A 20910-nucleotide genomic window follows, 5' to 3' on the forward strand; every position below is an offset into this window, starting at 1 on the left:
ACCTTCAGGCCATAGAGGTCGAGCAGATGCGCCTGGATGTCCCGCACCGTCAGCCCGGCGGCGTAGAGCCCGATGATCTTGTCATCCATCCCGTCGATCCGGGTCTGGCCCTTCTTCACCAACTCCGGCTCGAAGCTGCTGTCCCGGTCCCGCGGGATCGCCATCGGCAATTCCCCGTCCTGCCCTTTCAGCACCTTGCTTGAAGTGCCGTTGCGCCGGTTGGATTGGCTCGGCGGCGCGCTCTCGCCATCTTCATAGCCAAGATGCGCGGTCAGTTCGGCACCAAGCATCCGCTCCATAAGCTTGATCTTCAGCTCTTTCATCAGCCCGGCATCGCCAAGCAGGTCTTCAGGGCGCTCCACGCCCTTCAGCAGTTCGTCGAGGATTTCTTTCGAGATGGTCATTCATGCTTCCTTTTGGTGAAGCATGAACCGGATCAGTCATACACAAAAGATCGGACACTCTCCGAAAAAACCCGCATAGCCAAGAGTTACAACAATATTATTGTAAGATGCCGCCTTGTCGAAAAGTGATGCTTGGGCGGATACAGCAAATTCTAACGCACGCTCTGAGCGGTCGTTCCAAATCTCTGACTGAAGAGCATAGTAGTCGTAAGTCACTCTCGCATCCAACATGCGACGCATGAACTTTTCATCAGAAATATTATTCGCCAAATCACTAAGACCCAGCGATCGAATGTAGGTTACTAATTCATCAATCTTGGCGTCCTCGAGGCTTCGTTTGCTCTCGTCGCTCTCGTTCAGATCAACCAAACTGGCCTCCTACTAAAGCTTTTGCGAGGCCATTGTACGCTAGCCTCGCAAAACTAGTCACGTTTTCTATCGGCGCGCTGCGATCGGTCTAACGTCACAGATCCATCAGCAACCGCCGCGGATCCTCCAGCGCCTCTTTCACGCGGACGAGGAACGTCACCGCGCCTTTGCCGTCCACGATCCGGTGGTCGTAGCTGAGGGCCAGATACATCATCGGGCGGATCTTGACCTCGCCCTTGATGGCCATCGGGCGGTCCTGGATCTTGTGCATGCCGAGGATGCCCGATTGCGGCGGGTTGAGGATGGGCGAGGACAGAAGCGAGCCATAGACGCCTCCGTTCGAGATGGTGAAGGTGCCGCCCTGCATTTCCTCCATCGTCAGCTTGCCGTCGCGGGCCTTGGCGCCTTTCTCGGCGATGGCCTTCTCAATGGCGGCAAAGCTCATCGCGTCGGCGTCGCGGATCACGGGTACGACGAGGCCGGTGGGCGTGCCGGCGGCGATGCCCATATGCACGAAGTTCTTGTAGACGATCTCGGTGCCGTCGATCTCGGCATTGACCTCGGGGACTTCCTTGAGCGCATGCACGCAGGCCTTGGTGAAGAAGGACATGAAGCCCAGTTTCACTCCGTGCTTCTTGAGGAATTCGTCCTTGTACTCGTTCCGAAGGGCCATCACCTCGGTCATGTCGACCTCGTTATAGGTGGTCAGCATTGCGGCGGTGTTCTGGCTGTCCTTGAGGCGCTTGGCGATGGTCTGGCGCAGGCGGGTCATCTTGACGCGTTCTTCGCGGTCCGCGTCATCGGCCGAGGAGGGCGCGCGCTTGGCCGCGGCGGGAGCGGGGGCATCGGCCTTGGCGCCGCCATCCTTGGCCGCCTTGGCGACGTCCTCTTTCATGATGCGGCCGTCCTTGCCCGTGCCGGTGACCTGATCGGGGCTGAGGCCCGCCTCGGCCATCGCCTTTTTCGCCGACGGGGCATCCTCGACATCCTTGGAGCCGGCACCGGCCTTGGGCTGCTGATACTGATCGCCATCCGCGGGCTTGTCATCCGTGGCCTGCGCCACGCCCGCGTCACTGCCCGAGGACAGAATGGCCAGCTTGCCGCCTGCCTGCACGGTGTCGCCCTCATTCGCGAGGATTTCCGACAGCGTGCCCGCACCGGGGCTGGGCACCTCGACCGAGACCTTGTCTGTCTCGAGCTCGCACAGCATCTCGTCGGCTTCGACTTTGTCGCCAGCCTTCTTGAACCATGTGCTGACGGTCGCCTCGCTGACGCTCTCGCCCAGGGTGGGGACCATCACGTCGATGCTTCCGCCGCCGCTGCCGGTGGATTTCTCGACCTGCTTGTCGGAACTCGCCTCGGGCTTTTCCTCGGTCTTCTCGGCCTTGGCGGGCTTGTCTTCCTTGGGTTTGGTGCCTGCGCCTTCCTCGATCGTGGCGAGAAGGGCGTCGACGCCCACCGTTTCGCCCTCGGCCGCGACGATGTCGCCCATGGTCCCGGCGGCGGGGCTGGGCACTTCGACAGTGACCTTGTCGGTCTCAAGCTCGCAGAGCATTTCGTCGGCTTCGACTTTGTCGCCCGGTTTCTTGAACCATGTGGCGACGGTGGCCTCGGAAACGGATTCGCCCAAGGTGGGAACGCGTACTTCGGTGCTCATGGTTTAACTTCCTTTGATCGTCAGCGCGTCGTCAATCAGCGCCTCTTGTTGTGCTTTGTGCTGGCTTGCAAGGCCCGTGGCGGGCGATGCGGCCGCTGCGCGGCCCGCATATTCGGGGCGCTTGTACTGGGCGTCGATACGGCCCAGCACCCATTCGATATTGGGCTCGATGAAGTGCCAGCCACCCTGGTTCTTGGGCTCTTCCTGGCACCAGACCATCTCGGCCTGCTTGAAGCGCTCCAGCTCCTTCACCGCGGATTGCGCGGGGAAGGGGTAGAACTGCTCGAACCGCAGCAGATAGACGTCGTCGATGCCGCGCTTGTCGCGCTCTTCCAGCAGGTCGAAATAGACCTTGCCCGAGCACATGACGACGCGCTTGATCTTGTCATCGGCAACCAGCTGGGTATCCGAATTGCCGTATTGCGCATCGTCCCACAGCACGCGGTGAAAACTGGACCCGACGGTGAATTCCTCGGCTTTCGAGACGGCCAGCTTGTGGCGCAGCAGGGATTTCGGTGTCATCAGGATCAGCGGCTTGCGATAGGTGCGATGCAGCTGCCGGCGCAGGATGTGGAAGTAGTTGGCCGGGGTCGTGCAGTTCGCGACGATCCAGTTATCCTGCCCGCACATGGTCAGGAACCGCTCCAGCCGGGCCGAGGAGTGCTCGGGCCCCTGGCCCTCATAGCCATGCGGAAGCAGGCAGACAAGGCCCGACATGCGCAGCCACTTGCTCTCACCCGAGCTGATGAACTGGTCGAACATGATCTGCGCGCCATTGGCGAAATCGCCGAACTGCGCCTCCCAGAGCGTCAGCGCGTTGGGTTCGGCCAGCGTATAGCCGTATTCGAATCCCAGCACAGCGTATTCCGAGAGCATCGAGTCGATGACCTCATAGCGTGCCTGCCCCTCGCGGATGTTGTTGAGCGGGTAGTACCGCTCTTCGTCATCTTGGTTGATGAGCGCCGAGTGCCGCTGGCTGAAGGTGCCGCGCGCGCTGTCCTGGCCCGACAGGCGCACCGGGAAGCCTTCGGTCAGGAGCGAGCCGAAGGCCAGCGCCTCGCCCGTGGCCCAGTCAAAGCCTTCGCCGGTCTCGAACATCTTGGCCTTGGCATCGAGGATGCGCTGCACCGTCTTGTGGATCGGGAAATCATCGGGTGCCTTGGACAATGCAGTGCCGATCTCGGCGAAGGTTTCTTCCTTGATGGCGGTCTGGCCGCGCTGGTAGTCCTCTTCCTTGCGGTCGAGATGGGACCATTTTCCGTCCAGCCAATCGGCTTTGTTCGGCTTGTAATTGGTGCCCGCCTCGAACTCCTCGGCAAGATAGGACTGGAAGGCGTCCTTCATGTCCTCGACTTCGCCTTCGGGGATCAGGCCGTCCTTGACCAGCCGCTCGGTATAAAGGGTCAGCGTGGTCTTCTGCTGCTTGATCTTCTTGTACATCACCGGGTTGGTGAACATGGGCTCATCGCCCTCGTTATGCCCGAAACGGCGGTAGCAGATGATGTCGATCACGACATCCTTGTGGAATTTCTGCCGGTATTCCGTGGCCACCTTGGCGGCATGCACCACAGCCTCGGGATCGTCGCCGTTCACGTGGAAAATCGGCGCCTCGACCATCAGGGCGATGTCGGTGGGATAGGGGCTGGACCTGCTGAAATGCGGCGCGGTGGTGAAACCGATCTGGTTGTTGACCACGATATGCATGGTGCCGCCGGTGCGGTGCCCGCGCAGGCCCGAAAGGCCAAAGCATTCCGCGACGACACCCTGACCCGCAAAGGCTGCATCGCCGTGCAGCAGGATGGGCAAGACCTGCGTGCGCTCGGTATCGTTCAGCTGGTCCTGCTTGGCGCGGACCTTGCCCAGAACGACGGGGTTCACCGCCTCGAGGTGGCTGGGGTTCGCGGTCAGCGACAGGTGCACCTTGTTGCCGTCAAACTCGCGGTCGGAACTGGCGCCGAGGTGGTATTTCACGTCGCCCGAGCCGTCCACGTCATCGGGCTTGAAGCTGCCGCCCTGGAATTCGTTGAAGATCGCGCGGTAGGGTTTGCCCATGACGTTGGCCAAGACCGACAGGCGGCCCCGGTGGGGCATGCCGATGACGATGTCCTTGACGCCAAGGCTGCCGCCGCGCTTGATGATCTGCTCCATCGCGGGGATCAGCGATTCGCCGCCATCCAGGCCGAAACGTTTGGTGCCCATGTACTTGACATGCAAGTATTTTTCTAGGCCCTCGGCCTCGACCATCTTGTTCAGGATCGCCTTGCGGCCTTCCTCGGTAAAGTTGATCTCGTTGCCATAGCCTTCGATCCGCTCCTTCAGCCAGCCAGCCTGCTCGGGATCGGAAATGTGCATGTATTGCAGTGCAAAGGTGCCGCAATAGGTGCGCCGCACGATGCCGAGGATCTCGCGGATCGACGCGATCTCAAGGCCCAGAACATTGTCGATGAAGATCGGGCGATCCATGTCGTCCTTGGTGAAGCCATAGCTCTCGGGATCCAGCTCGGGGCGGAAGGGCTGCTCGCGCAGGCCCAGCGGATCGAGATCGGCAATGAGATGCCCGCGGATGCGGTAGGCGCGGATCAGCATGAGTGCGCGAACGCTGTCGAGCACGGCGCGCTGGATCGCCTCGTCGCTGACCTCGGCGCCCTTTTCGCGGGCCTTCTCGGTCAGTTTCTTGCCCACGGCCTTCGCTTCAGGCTCGGCGGGATATTCGCCGGTCAGGGCCGATGTCAGATCGTCCTGCGGCATGGGCGGCCAATCGGCGCGCGCCCAGGAAGGGCCTTTGGCCTCGGCGGTGACGTCGCTGTCCTCGTCGCCCATCTCCTTGAAGAATTTCTGCCACGCTTCGTCCACTGCGTTCGGGTCGTTCGCATAGCGCGCATAAAGCTGTTCTAGATATTCCGCGTTATGCCCCTGCATGAAGCTGGAGGCGTGGAACTGATCGTTGGGGGATTGGTCGGTCATTGGAGTACCTCGAAGGGCATGGGGCAAGGGTGTCTAAGACATGGCGGGGGCGGGTAATGGTCCGCCCCCGTCCGGTGCGGGTGGATTTACCCATGTATATGGCGCATTAGCCGCATGTTTTACCCGATCGCCTCGAGCACCGCCTCGCCCAGCCCGGCGGGGCTTTCGGCGACGACGATCCCGGCGGATTTCATCGCCTCGATCTTGTCATCCGCGCCGCCCTTGCCGCCGGCGACGATGGCGCCGGCGTGGCCCATGCGGCGGCCCGGAGGGGCGGTGCGGCCGGCGATGAAGCCGGCGGTCGGCTTCCAGCGGCCCTTCTTCTTCTCGTCGGCGAGGAATTGCGCGGCTTCTTCCTCGGCGGACCCGCCGATTTCGCCGATCATGATGATCGACTGCGTTTCGTCATCCGCAAGGAACCATTCCAGCACGTCGATATGCTCGGTTCCCTTGATGGGATCGCCGCCGATGCCGACGCAGGTCGACTGGCCTAGGCCCACGTCCGAGGTCTGCTTGACCGCCTCGTAGGTTAGCGTGCCTGACCGGCTGACAACGCCGCAGGAGCCGCGTTTGTGAATGTGGCCGGGCATGATGCCGATCTTGCAGGCGTCCGGCGTGATGACACCGGGGCAGTTGGGGCCGATCAGCTTGGATTTTGAGCCTTCCAGCGCGCGCTTGACGCGCATCATGTCCAGCACCGGGATGCCTTCGGTGATGCAGACGATCAACTCCATCTCAGCGTCGATCGCCTCGAGGATTGAGTCGGCGGCGAACGGGGGCGGGACGTAGATCACGCTCGCGTTCGCTTCGGTCTCATGCTTGGCCTCGTGGACCGAGTTGAAGACAGGAAGGTCCAAATGCGTCTGGCCGCCCTTGCCGGGGGTTACGCCGCCGACCATCTTGGTGCCGTAGGCGATGGCCTGTTCGGTGTGGAACGTGCCTTGGCTGCCGGTCAGACCTTGGCAGATCACGCGGGTGTTTTCGTCGATGAGGATTGCCATTCAGGCTTTCTCCTTGGTTTGTTTCAGGATGCCGAACCGGCCCTGATATGGAAATTTGGATGCGCTTCGCGCACGGCGCGAAGAAGTTGAGAGAATTCGGCGCGCACGATCTTGCTGTTGAGAGCGATGTTTTTCTGCGAAATGAGGTTGAACCGTTTCAGCCGGAACTCCGGCGAGAAGTTCAGCACCACCATCGAGGCACCCTTGACCGTCAGAACGGACACAGTTTCGATGTGCTGCCATGAAACCTCGCGGTCGGACACATTGAACAGGGATATTCCATCTTCCGTGAGCTCGTACACCACTTGGGGAAGCTTCAGCAGGTTCCGCACCGAGAGACCCAGCAGCCCAGCCATTAACAGGGTAATGAGCCACGGCCAGAGCGTGCCGGACTTGGCTTGCAGCATGACGGAAACCACCGCGGCAAGCAGGGTGAAGACGGCAAAAATCAGCACGGCCAAGAACAGTTTGGCGGTCGACCGCTCGAAACTGACCTTGCCGATCTGACTGCATGCCGCCTTCACCGAAGTCACCCCTTCACAGCCTTTACGATCTTCTGCGCGCCATCTTTCAGGTCGTCCGCGGCGATCACGTCGAGGCCGGAATTGTTGATGATCTCCTTGCCCTTCTCGACATTCGTGCCTTCCAGACGCACGACCAGCGGCACCTTAAGGCCGACTTCCTTGACCGCAGCGACAACGCCCTCGGCGATCACATCGCAGCGCATGATGCCGCCGAAGATGTTGACGAGGATGCCTTTGACCTGCGGATCCGAGGTGATGATCTTGAACGCCTCTGTCACCTTTTCCTTGGTCGCGCCGCCGCCCACGTCGAGGAAGTTGGCAGGCTCGGCGCCGTAGAGCTTGATGATGTCCATCGTTGCCATGGCAAGGCCCGCGCCGTTGACCATGCAGCCGATCTCGCCGTCGAGGGCGATGTAGTTCAGGTCATATTTGGAGGCTTCGAGTTCTTTGGGGTCTTCCTCGGTTGTGTCGCGCAGCTCGGTCAGGTCGCGGTGACGATAGAGCGCGTTGCCGTCGAAGCTCATCTTGGCGTCGAGACATTTCAGATCGCCCTTGTCGGTGACGATCAGCGGGTTGATCTCGAGCATCTCCATGTCTTTTTCGACGAACATCTTGTAGAGCGTGCCCATCAGCGACACGCATTGCTTGATCTGCTGGCCTTCCAGCCCGAGGTTGAAAGCGATGCGGCGCCCGTGGAACGCCTGATAGCCAGTGGCCGGATCGACGGAAAAGCTGAGGATTTTCTCGGGGGTCTTCTCGGCGACTTCCTCGATATCCATGCCGCCCTCGGTCGAGGCGACAAAGCTGACGCGGCTGGTCTGGCGGTCGACCAGCAAGGCCAGATACATCTCGGTCTCGATGCCGCTGCCATCCTCGATATAGATGCGGTTGACCTGCTTGCCGGCCTCGCCGGTCTGCTTGGTCACCAGCGTGCGGCCCAGCATGCGCTTGGCCTCTTCGGCGGCTTCCTCAACCGACTTGGCAAGGCGCACGCCACCCGCGTCGCCTGCGCCGGCCTCCTTGAATTTGCCCTTGCCGCGGCCACCTGCGTGGATCTGCGCCTTGACCACCCAAAGGGGGCCGTCCATTTCGCTGGCGGCTGTCTTGGCCTCTTCGGCGCGCAGCACGACGCGGCCGTCGGATACGGGCGCGCCATAGGAGCGCAAGAGGGCCTTGGCCTGATACTCGTGGATGTTCATGGAAACTGTCCCGTTCTTGAAATGTCGCTACTGGTATACATAGAAGCGTTGCCGAGTATTAAACGGTTTTCTCGTCTGTCCGGGGGTAATGCAGCAAATTTTCGGCATTTGTGATCACAGGATAATATCGTGTGATCACAAATTATCCCCCGTATCGCATCAGGGAATCAAAACAGCGGGGCCGCGAACGCAAAAGGCCCCGGCGCGGGGCCGGGGCCGTTCTTCGGGACGTCAGGTTGGTCTCAGGCCAAGGTGTTGTCAATATCCTTGCAGGCCTTGACCAGACCTTTGACGGCGTCGACGGATTTGTCGAACATCGCCTGCTCGTCCTTCGACATCTTGATCTCGACAACCTTCTCGATGCCGCCGGCACCGATCACCGTAGGCACGCCGACATAGAAGCCGTTGAGACCATAGGCGCCATCGACATGCGCGGCGCAGGGCAGGACGCGCTTTTGGTCCTTGAGATAGGCCTCGGCCATTTCAATGGCGCTGGTCGCGGGCGCGTAGAAGGCGCTGCCGGTTTTCAGCAGGCCGACGATCTCGGCGCCGCCGTCACGGGTGCGCTGGACGATGGCGTCCATCTTCTCCTGCGTGGTCCAGCCCATCTCGATCAGGTCGGGCAGAGGAATGCCCGCAACGGTCGAGTAGCGCACCAGCGGCACCATCGTGTCGCCATGCCCGCCCAGAACGAAGGCGCTGACATCGCGCATCGACACGCCGAATTCGAGGCTGAGGAAGTGGCGGAAGCGCGCGGAGTCCAGAACGCCCGCCATGCCGCAGACCTTTTCATGCGGCAGGCCGGAAAATTCGCGCAGCGCCCAGACCATCGCGTCGAGCGGGTTGGTGATGCAGATGACGAAGGCGTTGGGCGCGTGGGCGGCAATGCCCTCACCCACGGATTTCATGACCTTGAGGTTGATGCCCAGCAGGTCGTCGCGGCTCATCCCCGGCTTGCGCGGCACGCCTGCGGTGACGATGCAAACGTCAGCGCCCGCGATGTCGGCGTAGGACTGCGTGCCTTTCAGCATGGCGTCAAAGCCCTCGGCCGGGCCGGATTCCGCGATGTCGAGGGCTTTGCCTTCGGGCGTGCCTTCGGAAATGTCGAACAGGACGATATCGCCCAGCTCCTTGATGGCGGCGAGATGGGCGAGCGTGCCACCGATCTGTCCCGCGCCGATCAGCGCGATCTTGGGTCTGGCCATGGGTATTACCTCCGATTGGCAAAGAATTTCCGCCGTGGGCGTAGTCCTATTTGCCCCCGCGCGCAAGGGTTCTGCGCTGCGGCAGCCTTGTCTTGCTGTCCCGGTTCTGCGCTGCGGCGAGAAATCCCTTGAACAAATGCGCCATAAAATGGCATCCCTGCGCAACAATGTTTCCCCGACCCGCAGGAGAGCCGCATGGACGCCGCCACCCGCCCTTATCGTTCCGTCCTCTATATTCCCGCGTCGAAAGAGCGCGCGCTGGAGAAGGCGCGCGATCTGCCTTGCGATGCGATCATCTTTGATCTCGAGGATGCCGTGGCCCCCGATGCCAAGGCCGAGGCGCGCGCCTCGCTGGTCGATGCCCTGAAGGCCGGGGGCTATGGGCACCGGGCCAAGATCGTGCGGATCAATGCGCTGACCAGTGAATGGGGACTGGAGGATGTGCGCAGCCTGAAGGACGCGGGTGCGGATGCAATACTGCTGCCCAAGGTCAACACCCGCTCGGATGTCGACAATCTGGTAGACCTTCTGGGCGACGACATGCCGATCTGGGTGATGATGGAGACGCCCGTCAGCGTGTTCAACGCGCGCGATATCGCGTCGCACGGGCGCGTCGCGGCGCTGGTTACCGGCACCAACGATCTGACCAAGGATCTGGGTAGTCGCACCCGCGCCGACCGCCTGCCGTTGATGATGGCCCTGCAGACCATCGTGATGGCCGCGCGCGCCGCGCGCATCATTGCCATTGACGGCGTCTATAACCGGTTTCGGGATGGTGACGGGCTGGCTGCGGAATGCGAGCAGGGGCGGGATCTGGGCTTTGACGGCAAGACGCTGATCCACCCGGCGCAGATCGAGGGCGCGAACCGCGCCTTTGCGCCGACCAGTTCCGAGATCGATCTGGCGCGCCGCCAGATCGCGGCACATGAGGCCAGCCAGGCCTCGGGCGAGGGGGTGGCGGTGGTCGACGGCACCATTGTCGAGAATTTGCACGTCGTCGCGGCGCGGCGCATATTGGCCAAGGCGCAAATTCTGGCTGAAATGGAGACGACCTGATGGGCATCGCGATACTGATTCTGGGCCTTGCCCTCTGGGGTGGCGGGCACCTTTTCAAGCGGCTGGCGCCCGAGGCGCGGGCGCGGATGGGGGCCAAGGGGCGCGGGCCGATCACGCTGGTCCTGCTGGGCGGCGTCATCCTGATGGTGATCGGCTACCGCATGTCCGATGGGGCCTATTTCTGGGGCCGCCATCCGGCCACCGTGGGCATCAACAACCTGCTGATGCTGCTTTCGGTCTATCTCTTTGCTGTGTCGGGCATGAAAACCGCGCTGGCGCGCAAGATGCGCCACCCCATGCTGGGCGCGGTCAAGATCTGGGCGCTGGCGCATCTGCTGGTCAATGGCGACGTGGCGTCCTTTATACTCTTCGGCGGCCTTCTGGCATGGGCCGTGGTCGAGGTGATCCTGATCAACCGCGCCGAGCCGAACTGGACGCCCCCGCCCGCCAAGCCCGCCCGCAAGGAACTGATTGCCGTGGTCGCCACGCTGGTCGTTTACGCCGGTATCGTGGCGGTGCATTACGCGCTGGGCTACCCGACCTTCGGGTAACTCCCAAATTCTGATGAGGACGACATGAAACTTTATCGCTTTCTCAGCGCCGACGACACGTCGGCCTTTTGCCACAAGGTCACCGATGCCCTGAACAAGGGTTGGGAGCTCTATGGCAGCCCGACGCAGGCATATGACCAGGCGAATGGCGTGATGCGCTGCGGTCAGGCCGTGACCAAGGATGCGCCCGGCGTCTACACCCCCGAGACCAAGCTGGGTGCGCAATGAGCAAGACGAATCCCGGCCGCTTTTTCGAAGACTATACCATCGGGCAGGTGATCGAGCATGCTGTGCCGCGCACTCTGGGCGCGGGCGAGCGGGCGCTCTACCACGCGCTCTATCCCGCGCGTCACGCGCTTTATTCCTCCGACGAGTTCGCGCGCGGTTGCGGTATGGCCGCGTCGCCGCTGGATGATCTGATCGCCTTTCACACGGTATTCGGCAAGACGGTGCCTGATATCTCTCTGAACGCGCTGGCAAACCTGGGCTATGCCGAAGGGCGCTGGCTGGCGCCGGTCTGGCCGGGCGATACGCTGCGTTCAACCTCGGAGGTGATCGGGCTCAAGCAAAATTCGAACGGCAAATCAGGCGTGGTCTGGGTGCGCACGCGCGGCACCAACCAGCATGGCGCGGCGGTGCTGGAGTATGTGCGCTGGGTGATGGTGAAGAAGCGCGACGCAGACGCCGAGGCGCCCGAAACAGTGATCCCCGACCTGGCCCCGGCGCTGAGCGCCAAGCAGTTGGTCGTGCCCGAGGGCCTTGATTTCAGCGGTTATGATTTCACCCTTGCAGGCGAGCCGCATCGCTGGGGCGATTATGCCGTGGGCGAGGTGATCGACCATGTCGACGGCGTCACCATCGAGGAGGCCGAGCATATGCTGGCCACGCGCCTGTGGCAGAACACCGCCAAGGTGCATTTCGACGGCACGGCCCGCGAGGGCGGCCGTCTGATCTATGGCGGGCACGTGATCTCGATGGCGCGCGCGCTCAGCTTCAATGGGCTTGCCAATGCGCAGATGATCGTGGGCCTCAATGGCGGCGCGCATGCCAATCCCTGCCACGCGGGTGACACTGTGCGGGCCTGGACCGGGGTTCTGGACCGGGCCGAGACATCCGCGCCGGGGGTCGGCGCGCTGCGTCTACGCTTGGTTGCCACCAAGGGCGGCAACGTGGGCGATCTGAAGGGCGAGGATGGGCGGTATCTGCCGGGTGTCCTGCTGGACCTTGATTACTGGGCCCTGGTGCCGATGTGACATCGGGCGCGGTGGCGCTATGCTCTGGGACGCGGCGCGCGGGGTGGGCCGCGTAATTTGAGTATTTTGGGAACGATGAAAGGTCTGCGGGATGGTCACGGTATCGCTGAGCTGGGACGCGGGCGCGGACCGGGCGCTGGGTCTGCCGGCCTATGCGACGGTGGGCGCCGCCGGGGCCGACTTGCGCGCGAATTTCGGCGCGGGGACTGGCAGCGTGACGCTGGATCCGGGGGCGCGGGCGCTGGTCCCGACGGGGCTGCGCATGGCAATTCCCGAGGGCTACGAGGTGCAGATCAGGCCGCGCTCCGGTCTGGCGCTGAAGCATGGCGTGACGGTGGCCAATGCGCCGGGCACGATCGACAGTGACTATCGCGGGCCGGTCGGGGTGATCCTTATCAATTTAGGCGCGGAGGCGTTCGAGATCGCGCACGGCGCGCGGATTGCCCAGATGGTCGTCGCGCCGGTGGTTCAGGTTGCCTTTGAGGAGGTCGAAACGCTGGATGAGACGGCGCGCGGCGCGGGCGGCTTTGGCTCGACGGGGCGCGGCTGATGGCGCTGGTTCTGATCATGGCGGCGGGGCTGTGGGCGCTGGGCGCGCTGCTGCGTACGCCGCGCCGGATGCGCTGGTCCATGATCGGGATGCTGTGGGTCGGTGTTGTCCTCTTGCACTTGGTGTTGCCGGCGGGCAGCCCGCTGCGCATGGCCACGGGCGAAAGCGCGGCGCCTTGGCTGCTGCTGGGCGGTCTGGTGGCGCTGGTACTGGCCTACCGGGCCGGGCTGCGCCGGGTGCGCGGCCGCGCTCAGGCGATCGAGACGCGGGGCACTCCGGAAAAGAGCGGCGCGTTTTCCGATGTCGAGTTGGAGCGCTATGCGCGGCATATCGTGCTGCGCGAGATTGGCGGGCCGGGGCAGCGCGCTCTGAAGGATGCGCGCGTTCTGGTCATCGGTGCGGGCGGGCTGGGCGCTCCCGTGCTCACCTATCTGGCCGCCGCCGGGGTGGGCACGATCGGGGTGATCGATGATGATGTCGTCGATCTGTCCAACCTGCAGCGGCAGGTGATTCACCGCGACCGCGATATCGGCATGCCCAAGGTGCATTCCGCCGCCGAGGCGCTGCGGGCGCTGAACCCACATGTCACGGTGCGTCCCTACGAGCGCCGATTGAGCGAGGAAATCGCCTCCGATCTTTTCGGAGATTATGACATGGTCATGGACGGATCAGACAATTTCGAGACGCGCCATCTGGTCAACCGGGCTGCCGTGGGTACGGGCAGGCCGCTGATTTCCGGGGCGATGACGCAATGGGAGGGGCAGCTGAGCGTGTTTGATCCGGCGCACGGCGCGCCTTGCTATGCCTGCGTCTTCCCCGAGATCCCGGCCGAGGGGTTGGCGCCGTCCTGCGCCGAGGCGGGCGTGCTCGGGCCGCTGCCCGGCGTCATCGGCGCGATGATGGCGAATGAGGCCGTCAAGCTGATCACCGGGGCGGGCGAACCGCTGCGCAGGACACTTTTCATCTATGACGCGCTCTACGCTGATGCGCGCCGTATCAAGATAGAGCGCCGCCGCGATTGCGCGGTTTGCGGCGCCAAGGAGGACACATGACCAACCCGCTGTTGGGGACGTGGAACACGCCCTTTGCCATTGCGCCGTTCGACCGGATCGAGGATGCGGATTTCGCCCCCGCACTGGAAACCGCACTGACGCTGGCCCGGGCCGAGATCATGGCGATTGCCGAGGATCCCGAAGCGCCCAGCTTCGCCAACACGATTGAGGCGCTGGAGGCGTCGGGCAAGGCGCTGAACCAGGTGCTGAGTGTTTTCTACACGGTCGCGGGCGCCGACAGCAATCCCGCGCGGCAAGCGCTACAGCGTGAATTCGCGCCCAAGCTGGCGGCCTATTCTTCGTGGATTTACGCGCAAAAGCCGCTCTTTGCCCGGATCGAGGCGCTGTGGGCGCGGCGTGACACCCTGGACCTGACCGAAGAGCAGGCGCGCGTTCTGATGCTGACGCATCGCGGATTTCGTCGCCGCGGTGCGGCGCTGACCGGCGCGGAAGAAGCGCGGATGCAGGCCATCATGGCGCGTCTGGCCGAGCTGGGAACGCAGTTTACGCAGAACCTCTTAGCTGATGAGGCAGGCTGGCACATGGAGCTGGACGAAGAGGGACTGAAAGGCTTGCCTGATTTTCTGGTGCGGAGCGCGCGGGACGCGGGCACGGAGAAAGGGCTGGAGCGGCCGGTGATCACGCTGTCGCGCTCGCTGATCGTGCCCTTCCTGCAATTCTCGCCCCGCCGCGATCTGCGCGAGCAGGCCTTCGCCGCGTGGAGCGCGCGCGGCGCAGGTGGCGGAGAGACGGACAACCGAGCCATTGCAGACGAAACACTTGCCCTGCGTGAAGAACGCGCCAGGCTCTTGGGCTATGAAAGCTTTGCCGCGTTCAAGCTGGAGACCGAGATGGCGGGCACACCGGGTGCGGTGCGCGATCTGCTGATGCAGGTCTGGACGCCCGCCAAGCGCCAGGCGGAGCGCGATGCAGAGATTTTGACCGCGATGATGCATGAGGATGGCATCAATGGCGATCTGGCGCCGTGGGACTGGCGCTATTACTCGGAAAAGCGGCGGCAGGCCGAGCACGATCTGGACGAGGCCGAGCTCAAGCCATACCTGCAGCTGGACCGCATGATCGAGGCGGCGTTCGCTTGCGCGCATCGCCTCTTCGGACTGGAGTTCAAGCCGGTGGATGTGCCGCTCTATCACCCCGACTGCCGGGCGTGGGAGGTGACGCGGAACGGCGCGCACGTTGCGGTGTTCATCGGCGACTACTTCGCGCGGGCCTCGAAACGGTCGGGCGCATGGTGCAGCGCGATGCGCGGGCAGGCGAAATTCCCGGAGGTGCAGGGCCCGGTCGTCATCAATGTCTGCAACTTCGCCAAGGGCGATCCCGCGCTGCTGAGCTATGACGATGCGCGCACGTTGTTTCACGAGTTTGGTCATGCGCTGCACCAGATGCTGTCGGACGTGACCTATGAAAGCGTCAGTGGCACCTCCGTGGCGCGTGATTTCGTCGAGTTGCCCAGCCAGCTTTTCGAGCATTGGCTGGAAGTGCCCGAAGTGCTGTCCGAGTTCGCGACCCATGCCGAAACGGGCGAGCCGATGCCGAAGGATCTGCTGCGGAAGGTGCTGGATGCGGCCACCTATGACATGGGGTTTCAGACGGTCGAATACCTTGCCTCGGCGTTGGTCGATCTGTCGTTTCATGACGGCGCGGCGCCAGAGGATGCGATGGTGCGGCAGGCCGAGGTGCTGCGTGAGCTGGGGATGCCCGAGGCGATCACCATGCGTCACGCGGCGCCACATTTCGCGCATGTCTTTGCCGGGGACGGCTATAGCTCGGGCTATTACAGCTACATGTGGTCCGAGGTGATGGATGCGGATGCGTTCCAGTCCTTCACCGAAGCGGGCGGCGCGTTCGATCCGGCGCGGGCGAGGGCGCTGGAGCAGAACATTCTTTCGCGCGGCGGATCGGTGGATGCCGAAGCGCTCTATCTGGCGTTCCGTGGCAAGATGCCGGGGCCCGAGGCACTCTTGCGCGGGCGGGGCCTGGTCGCCTGACGTTGCGGCTGTTCTTGCACGGGAGCGGGCCGGGTGGCATGATTGCCCGGCCCATTCTGGAGAGTTAGATGCGCAAGTTCATGGTCGTCCTCGACGACAGCCGCGAATGCCTGAATGCCATGCGTTTTGCCGCGATGCGCGCGGCGCACACGCAAGGCGGCGTGAAGGTGCTGGCTGTCATCCCGCCCGAGGAATTCAACCACTGGATCGGCGTCGGCGACATCATGCGCGAGGAGCAGCGCGAGCGTATCGAGGCGCATTTCGAGGTCTTTGCAAAATGGATGCGTGACAAGCAGGGGGTGAGCCCCGAACTGGTCATCCGCGAGGGCGAGCCGGTGGCCGAGATCGTTGCCCAGATATCCGAGGATCCCGAAGTGGGGGTTCTGGTGCTGGGCGCATCGGCGGATGGCAAGGGGCCGGGGCCGCTGGTCAGCCAGCTAAGCCGCAGCGCAGGCAGCCTGCCCATTCCGATCACCATCGTGCCGGGAGACCTCAGCAAGGAACGGCTGGAGATGATCACCTGATAGTGATGAAAATTCTGCGAATTTTCAGCCTCCGGCGGGGATACTCGGGGCAAGAAGAAGCGCGCGGCGCAGTTTAGAATCGTTCCAATCCTTGACTCGGGGCGCGGCGAGGCGCATATGCAAGGTCAGACAATTCAGGGGGCTTCCCATGTTCATCCAGACCGAATCCACGCCCAACCCGGCCACGCTGAAATTCCTGCCGGGGCAGACTGTCCTGCCGGCCGGAACGGCGGATTTCCCGTCGGCCGAGAATGCCGGCGCATCGCCGCTGGCGACGCGCATTTTCGCTGTCGATGGCGTGTCGGCGGTGTTCTTCGGCAATGACTTCATCACCGTGACCAAGGCCGATGGGGTTGAGTGGGACCATATCAAGCCCGGTATTCTGGGCGCGATCATGGAGCATTTCCAGTCGGGCCAGCCGGTGATGAAGGATGGCGGCACCGCGCCCTCGGGCCATTCCGAACATACGGGCGAGGATGGTGACATCGTCGTTCAGATCAAGGAGCTGCTGGATACCCGCGTGCGCCCGGCCGTGGCGCAGGATGGCGGCGACATCACCTTTCACGGGTTTGACCGCGGCGTTGTCTATCTGCATATGCAGGGCGCTTGCGCAGGTTGCCCGTCCTCGACCATCACACTGAAGATGGGGATCGAGAACCTTTTGCGCCACTACATTCCAGAGGTGACAGAGGTGCGCCCCGTCGGTGTCTGATGCTCTGATCCTCGGGGTCGACACCTCCGGTCCTTATTGCAGCGCCGTCCTCTTGCAGGGCGGCGATCTGCGTTCGGAGCTGTACGAAGACATGCCCAAGGGGCAGGTCGAGGCGCTGTTTCCCATACTCGAGGACCTCATGGCGCGCGGCGGCGCGACATGGGGTGATTTGTCGGCCATCGGAGTCGGCACGGGGCCGGGGAATTTCACTGGCATTCGCATTTCGGTGTCGGGGATGCGGGGGCTGGCGCTGGCGCTGGATGTACCGGTGATCGGCGTGACGCTGCTGGACGCCTTGGCGCATGGTACGACTGGGCCGGTCATCGCATCCATTGCCGCGCCGCGGGGGCAAGCTTATGTTGCTGGACACCGTATGGCGCGCGATCTGCCGCCTGCGCTGGTGACAATCGAGGATCTGCCGCAAGAGTTGAGCGAGCCGGGCCTGGTCTCTGTCGGGTCGGCCGGGGCGGAGATCGCGGCGCATCTGGGCGTGCCGCATCGGCCAGCCACCTATGCGTCGGGATCGGCTATCGCACGTTTTGCAAGCGCACGTTGGCAGGAAGGCGGCGCGCCGCCGCCCGCGCCCTTTTACCTCAAGCAGGCGGACGCCGCTCCGGCGCGCGATGCGCCCCCGGTGATTCTGGATGAACGTCCCTGAGGCTCTGGCGCGCCTTCATGCGCGCGCGTTCGCCCCTACGGCACGTGGCTGGAGCGCCTCGGAGTTCGCCTATCTGGTCGACGCACCTCATTGTTGCCTCTGCCGCAGCCCCCATGGATTTGCGCTGAGCAGGGTCATCGCGGGGGAGGCTGAGCTTTTGACCCTTGCCGTCGATCCGGACCATCGCAGGCAAGGCATCGCCGTGCGCCTCTTGGCCGATGTCGAAGCGGCGGCGGCGCGGATGGGCGCGGCGCAGCAATTCCTCGAAGTCGCCGCTGACAATCCGGCGGCCTGCGCGCTCTACCTTGGCGCGGGCTATGCCGAGGTCGGACGACGCGCGGGGTACTACGCGCGGCCTGGCGGCACTCCGGTGGATGCGCTGGTGCTGAGCAAGGCGCTGGAGCCTTGAGCGAGCTCGGCCCTTACCTGCCGGGGTTCATTGCGGCCTATTCGATCCTGATCTTTGCGGCCGCGTCACCGGGCCCGGCGGTGGCGATGCTGCTGGGCGTGGCCCAGACCGAGGGGCGGCGCGATGCGCTGATTGCCGCGACCGGTATCGCGGCGGGCAGCGCGACGATCAATATCGCAACCCTTCTGGGCGTCGGCCTGATCCTGCGAGAGGCGGCCTGGGCGATGGGCATCCTGCGTCTGATCGGGGCGGGGTACCTGCTCTGGCTGGCCTATAGCGCCTTTCGCAAGGCGGTGCGGCCGCCCGCCGTCACGGCGCGCGAGGTCCGGCGGCGCAGCCTGCCGCGCCGATTTCTGGCCGGGTATCTGTTGCAGGTTACCAATCCCAAGGCGCTGATCTTCTGGCTGGCCATCGCCTCGGTCGGGGCGGCGCAGGGTGGGGGTGCCGCCGTGATCACGCTCTTCGTTGCGGGCGCCTTCGCCATATCGCTTGCGGCGCACGCGGCCTGGGCGCTGCTGCTGTCTGCAGGGCCAATCCGCCGCGCCTACGCGCATGGGCGGCGCTGGATCGAGGCGGGCCTCGGCGCATTTTTTGTGCTGGCTGCATGGAAGCTGGCAGGCGCGCGATAGTGCGGGCGGAAAACGCTGCGAGACGCGCCGAACGCTTGCCAAAGAGGCGCGCCGGGGGCTAGGACAGGTCATGCAGATCTACCTCCCCATCGCCGAGGTTTCGGTCAATATCTTCCTGCTGCTGGGCCTTGGCGGCCTGGTCGGGATTTTGTCGGGCATGTTCGGGGTTGGCGGCGGATTCCTGATGACGCCGCTGCTGTTTTTCATCGGCATCCCGCCCGCCGTCGCCGTGGCGACCGGCGCGAACCAGATCGTCGCGTCGTCCTTCTCCGCCGTGCTGGCGCATTTCAGGCGCAAGGCGGTGGACCTGCGCATGGGCACCGTCCTGCTGATCGGCGGCCTGATCGGCGCGGGTTTCGGCGTGATGCTGTTCAATTATCTCAAGGCGATGGGGCAGGTCGACCTGCTGGTGACGCTGTTCTACGTCGTCTTTCTGGGAATCATCGGCGCGCTGATGTTCGTCGAGAGCCTGCGGGCGATCCGGCGCACGCGCAAGGGCGGCCCCGTGGCGCCCCGCAAGAAGCATACCTGGATTCAGAAGCTGCCGCTGAAGATGCGGTTTCGCACCTCGGGGCTTTACATCAGTGTGATCCCGCCCGTTCTGGTCGGCATGTCGGTGGGCGTGCTGGCGGCGATCATGGGGGTGGGCGGCGGCTTCATCATGGTGCCGGCGATGATCTACCTGCTGGGGATGCCGACCAAGGTTGTTGTGGGCACCTCGCTTTTTCAGATCATCTTCGTGGCTGCATTCACCACGATGCTGCACGCGACGACCAGCCATATCGTCGATGTCGTGCTGGCGCTGTTCCTGCTGGTGGGCGGCGTTGTTGGCGCGCAGTTCGGCACCCAGATCGGATCGCGCATGAAGGCCGAGCAACTGCGCATTCTCCTGGCCATCCTCGTTCTGGCGGTGTGCCTCAAGCTGGGCCTGGACCTGCTCTTGCGCCCTGCCGAGCTCTATTCGATCAGCGAGATCATGCGGCCATGATGCGGGTCTGGGCGGTCCTTTTCTGTTTCACCTATGCCCTCCCGCTCTGGGCCGAAGAGGTGGTGCTGGGCCTCAGCCGCAACAGCATCTCGATCGACACCACGTTCGACGGGTCCGAGATCCTGCTCTTTGGCGCGATCAAGCGCGAGGAATCGATTCCCGCGGATGAGCTGGGTGTCGTCGTGGCTGTCGCCGGGCCCAGCCAGCCGCTGGATGTGCGCCGCAAAGAACGCCGCGCCGGCATCTGGGTCAATGTCGATGCCGTGCAGGTCGATGCTGCACCCAGCTTCTACGCGGTAGCGACTTCGGGTCCCTGGTCCGAGGTGCTGAGCAATGTCGAGGATCTGCGCCACAAGATTTCGATTCCGCGCGCCATTCGGTCGGTCGGGGCGCCGGGCGGGGTGTCCGATACGCAAAGTTTTACCGATGCGGTGATCCGCATCCGCGAGCGCAGCGGCGCCTATCAGGTGCGCGAGGGCGCGGTCGAACTGAGCGAGCAGACGCTCTTTCAGACGTCGATCGACTTGCCGGCGAATCTGACCGAGGGCGATTACGTCACGCGTATTTTCCTGACTCGCAACGGCGCGGTCGTGTCGCGCTATGAGACGATCATCGATGTGCGCAAGGTGGGCCTCGAGCGCTGGCTCTACGTCCTGTCGCGCGAGAATGCGCTTCTCTATGGCCTCATGTCCCTCACAATTGCGATCGGGGCAGGGTGGGGGGCCTCGGCACTCTTCCGGTTGCTTCGTCAGGGCTGACGCGCGGGCTTTGCCTACGGTTCTTTTCGCGACTCGGGTGGTTTTTCCGTTCTTGTCTATACCCATCTTCGAATCCGGCTGTATGGATTCGCGAGAAGGGCGGTTCCGCGGCGCTGAATGGGTCCCCGCTCGGCCGAAGATCGGAGGCAGGGAGCGTTTTGACTCCGCTTTGCCCTGCCAACCGGCCCTTGTGGTGGTATCCGCAGGGCCCGATTCTCTGGGCTAAATTCAGGAAAACAAGGAGTGCACGTTGCGGGGTCGATGTTAACTTGTTGATATAAAAGTAAATTCAAGATTATCTTGGGGAAATCGACAATCCGTGCGAAAAAGGGGTTGCGGCTTCCTGCATCAAACCTTAAATCCCCCTTCACCGGCGGCGCTGAGGCGCTGTTGGGATGCGGGACGGACGGACGAGGCGGTGCCTTGGAGGTCTTGACG

22 protein-coding genes are annotated in these 20910 nt (G+C 63.5%); 14 read left to right on the top strand and 8 right to left on the bottom strand.

Going from position 1 to position 20910, the window contains the following annotated elements; translation table 11 throughout:
* The 8 genes from ACEWPL_RS18415 to mdh form a co-directional block, all read right to left on the bottom strand.
* Positions 1-404, bottom strand: a 404-nt coding sequence (locus ACEWPL_RS18415) for a transposase (protein ID WP_420744383.1), incomplete at its 3' end; no start/stop codon positions are given.
* Between the two features lie 36 nt (positions 405-440).
* On the bottom strand, positions 441-773 hold the full coding sequence (locus ACEWPL_RS18420; RefSeq protein WP_393930239.1) for a hypothetical protein: 333 nt from the start codon (positions 771-773) through the stop codon (positions 441-443).
* Positions 774-867: 94 nt separating this feature from the next.
* The gene (gene odhB, locus ACEWPL_RS18425) at positions 868-2430 is read right to left on the bottom strand and encodes a 2-oxoglutarate dehydrogenase complex dihydrolipoyllysine-residue succinyltransferase (protein ID WP_393930241.1); all 1563 of its coding nucleotides are present in this window, start codon (positions 2428-2430) and stop codon (positions 868-870) included.
* Positions 2431-2433: 3 nt separating this feature from the next.
* A complete protein-coding gene (locus tag ACEWPL_RS18430) occupies positions 2434-5394 on the bottom strand; it encodes a 2-oxoglutarate dehydrogenase E1 component (RefSeq protein ID WP_393930243.1) in 2961 nt (986 codons plus the stop codon).
* A 119-nt stretch (positions 5395-5513) separates the two neighbouring features.
* Complete coding sequence (gene sucD / locus ACEWPL_RS18435) at positions 5514-6395, bottom strand: succinate--CoA ligase subunit alpha (protein WP_393930245.1); 882 nt, start codon at positions 6393-6395, stop codon at positions 5514-5516.
* Positions 6396-6418: 23 nt separating this feature from the next.
* Positions 6419-6928: a hypothetical protein gene (locus ACEWPL_RS18440; RefSeq protein WP_393930247.1), complete on the bottom strand. Its 510-nt coding sequence runs from the start codon at positions 6926-6928 to the stop codon at positions 6419-6421.
* Positions 6925-8118, bottom strand: coding sequence for an ADP-forming succinate--CoA ligase subunit beta (gene sucC, locus ACEWPL_RS18445; protein WP_393930249.1), 1194 nt, complete (start codon positions 8116-8118; stop codon positions 6925-6927). The genes ACEWPL_RS18440 and sucC overlap by 4 nt, the downstream gene beginning before the upstream one ends.
* 242 nt (positions 8119-8360) lie before the next feature.
* The gene (mdh, locus tag ACEWPL_RS18450; protein ID WP_393930251.1) at positions 8361-9323 is read right to left on the bottom strand and encodes a malate dehydrogenase; all 963 of its coding nucleotides are present in this window, start codon (positions 9321-9323) and stop codon (positions 8361-8363) included.
* A 195-nt stretch (positions 9324-9518) separates the two neighbouring features.
* Between mdh and ACEWPL_RS18455 the strand changes: the two genes are divergently transcribed.
* The 14 genes from ACEWPL_RS18455 (at position 9519) to ACEWPL_RS18520 (ending at position 20472) form a co-directional block, all read left to right on the top strand.
* Positions 9519-10379, top strand: coding sequence for an HpcH/HpaI aldolase/citrate lyase family protein (locus ACEWPL_RS18455; protein WP_393930253.1), 861 nt, complete (start codon positions 9519-9521; stop codon positions 10377-10379).
* 5 nt (positions 10380-10384) lie between these two features.
* On the top strand, positions 10385-10930 hold the full coding sequence (locus tag ACEWPL_RS18460; RefSeq protein WP_393930282.1) for an NnrU family protein: 546 nt from the start codon (positions 10385-10387) through the stop codon (positions 10928-10930).
* A 24-nt stretch (positions 10931-10954) separates the two neighbouring features.
* Positions 10955-11158 carry a DUF1737 domain-containing protein gene (locus tag ACEWPL_RS18465; protein ID WP_393930255.1) on the top strand — a complete coding sequence of 68 codons (204 nt, stop codon included), beginning with the start codon at positions 10955-10957 and terminating at the stop codon, positions 11156-11158.
* Positions 11155-12183 carry a MaoC family dehydratase gene (locus ACEWPL_RS18470; protein ID WP_393930257.1) on the top strand — a complete coding sequence of 343 codons (1029 nt, stop codon included), beginning with the start codon at positions 11155-11157 and terminating at the stop codon, positions 12181-12183. The genes ACEWPL_RS18465 and ACEWPL_RS18470 overlap by 4 nt, the downstream gene beginning before the upstream one ends.
* Positions 12184-12274: 91 nt before the next feature.
* Positions 12275-12733, top strand: coding sequence for a dUTP diphosphatase (gene dut / locus ACEWPL_RS18475; protein ID WP_393930259.1), 459 nt, complete (start codon positions 12275-12277; stop codon positions 12731-12733).
* Positions 12733-13785, top strand: coding sequence for a HesA/MoeB/ThiF family protein (locus ACEWPL_RS18480; protein ID WP_393930261.1), 1053 nt, complete (start codon positions 12733-12735; stop codon positions 13783-13785). The genes dut and ACEWPL_RS18480 overlap by 1 nt, the downstream gene beginning before the upstream one ends.
* A complete protein-coding gene (locus ACEWPL_RS18485) occupies positions 13782-15794 on the top strand; it encodes a M3 family metallopeptidase (RefSeq protein WP_393930263.1) in 2013 nt (670 codons plus the stop codon). The genes ACEWPL_RS18480 and ACEWPL_RS18485 overlap by 4 nt, the downstream gene beginning before the upstream one ends.
* Positions 15795-15862: 68 nt before the next feature.
* Positions 15863-16318, top strand: a complete 456-nt coding sequence (locus ACEWPL_RS18490) for a universal stress protein (RefSeq protein ID WP_393930265.1) — start codon at positions 15863-15865, stop codon at positions 16316-16318.
* 148 nt (positions 16319-16466) lie between these two features.
* The gene (locus tag ACEWPL_RS18495) at positions 16467-17030 is read left to right on the top strand and encodes a NifU family protein (protein WP_393930267.1); all 564 of its coding nucleotides are present in this window, start codon (positions 16467-16469) and stop codon (positions 17028-17030) included.
* A complete protein-coding gene (gene tsaB, locus ACEWPL_RS18500; RefSeq protein ID WP_393930269.1) occupies positions 17023-17688 on the top strand; it encodes a tRNA (adenosine(37)-N6)-threonylcarbamoyltransferase complex dimerization subunit type 1 TsaB in 666 nt (221 codons plus the stop codon). Before ACEWPL_RS18495 ends, tsaB begins: the two co-directional genes overlap by 8 nt.
* Entirely contained in the window at positions 17675-18097 is a 423-nt protein-coding gene (locus tag ACEWPL_RS18505) for a GNAT family N-acetyltransferase (RefSeq protein ID WP_393930272.1), read from the top strand. Before tsaB ends, ACEWPL_RS18505 begins: the two co-directional genes overlap by 14 nt.
* The gene (locus tag ACEWPL_RS18510; RefSeq protein ID WP_393930275.1) at positions 18094-18726 is read left to right on the top strand and encodes a LysE family translocator; all 633 of its coding nucleotides are present in this window, start codon (positions 18094-18096) and stop codon (positions 18724-18726) included. The genes ACEWPL_RS18505 and ACEWPL_RS18510 overlap by 4 nt, the downstream gene beginning before the upstream one ends.
* Positions 18727-18796: 70 nt before the next feature.
* The gene (locus ACEWPL_RS18515; RefSeq protein ID WP_393930277.1) at positions 18797-19714 is read left to right on the top strand and encodes a sulfite exporter TauE/SafE family protein; all 918 of its coding nucleotides are present in this window, start codon (positions 18797-18799) and stop codon (positions 19712-19714) included.
* The gene (locus tag ACEWPL_RS18520; protein WP_393930279.1) at positions 19711-20472 is read left to right on the top strand and encodes a TIGR02186 family protein; all 762 of its coding nucleotides are present in this window, start codon (positions 19711-19713) and stop codon (positions 20470-20472) included. Before ACEWPL_RS18515 ends, ACEWPL_RS18520 begins: the two co-directional genes overlap by 4 nt.
* The last annotated feature ends 438 nt before the right edge of the window (positions 20473-20910 follow it).

The organism is Roseovarius roseus, from assembly GCF_043355935.2.
Lineage (GTDB): Bacteria > Pseudomonadota > Alphaproteobacteria > Rhodobacterales > Rhodobacteraceae > Roseovarius > Roseovarius roseus.

Coding starts and splice junctions, on each gene's coding strand:
- ACEWPL_RS18465 (WP_393930255.1), top strand. CDS start 10,955: ATGAAACTTTATCGCTTTCTCAGCGCCGACGACACGTCGGCCTTTTGC.
- sucD (WP_393930245.1), bottom strand. CDS start 6,395: ATGGCAATCCTCATCGACGAAAACACCCGCGTGATCTGCCAAGGTCTG.
- mdh (WP_393930251.1), bottom strand. CDS start 9,323: ATGGCCAGACCCAAGATCGCGCTGATCGGCGCGGGACAGATCGGTGGC.
- odhB (WP_393930241.1), bottom strand. CDS start 2,430: ATGAGCACCGAAGTACGCGTTCCCACCTTGGGCGAATCCGTTTCCGAG.
- sucC (WP_393930249.1), bottom strand. CDS start 8,118: ATGAACATCCACGAGTATCAGGCCAAGGCCCTCTTGCGCTCCTATGGC.
- ACEWPL_RS18480 (WP_393930261.1), top strand. CDS start 12,733: ATGGCGCTGGTTCTGATCATGGCGGCGGGGCTGTGGGCGCTGGGCGCG.
- ACEWPL_RS18490 (WP_393930265.1), top strand. CDS start 15,863: ATGCGCAAGTTCATGGTCGTCCTCGACGACAGCCGCGAATGCCTGAAT.
- ACEWPL_RS18495 (WP_393930267.1), top strand. CDS start 16,467: ATGTTCATCCAGACCGAATCCACGCCCAACCCGGCCACGCTGAAATTC.
- dut (WP_393930259.1), top strand. CDS start 12,275: ATGGTCACGGTATCGCTGAGCTGGGACGCGGGCGCGGACCGGGCGCTG.
- ACEWPL_RS18505 (WP_393930272.1), top strand. CDS start 17,675: ATGAACGTCCCTGAGGCTCTGGCGCGCCTTCATGCGCGCGCGTTCGCC.
- ACEWPL_RS18430 (WP_393930243.1), bottom strand. CDS start 5,394: ATGACCGACCAATCCCCCAACGATCAGTTCCACGCCTCCAGCTTCATG.
- ACEWPL_RS18520 (WP_393930279.1), top strand. CDS start 19,711: ATGATGCGGGTCTGGGCGGTCCTTTTCTGTTTCACCTATGCCCTCCCG.
- ACEWPL_RS18515 (WP_393930277.1), top strand. CDS start 18,797: ATGCAGATCTACCTCCCCATCGCCGAGGTTTCGGTCAATATCTTCCTG.
- ACEWPL_RS18470 (WP_393930257.1), top strand. CDS start 11,155: ATGAGCAAGACGAATCCCGGCCGCTTTTTCGAAGACTATACCATCGGG.
- ACEWPL_RS18485 (WP_393930263.1), top strand. CDS start 13,782: ATGACCAACCCGCTGTTGGGGACGTGGAACACGCCCTTTGCCATTGCG.
- ACEWPL_RS18455 (WP_393930253.1), top strand. CDS start 9,519: ATGGACGCCGCCACCCGCCCTTATCGTTCCGTCCTCTATATTCCCGCG.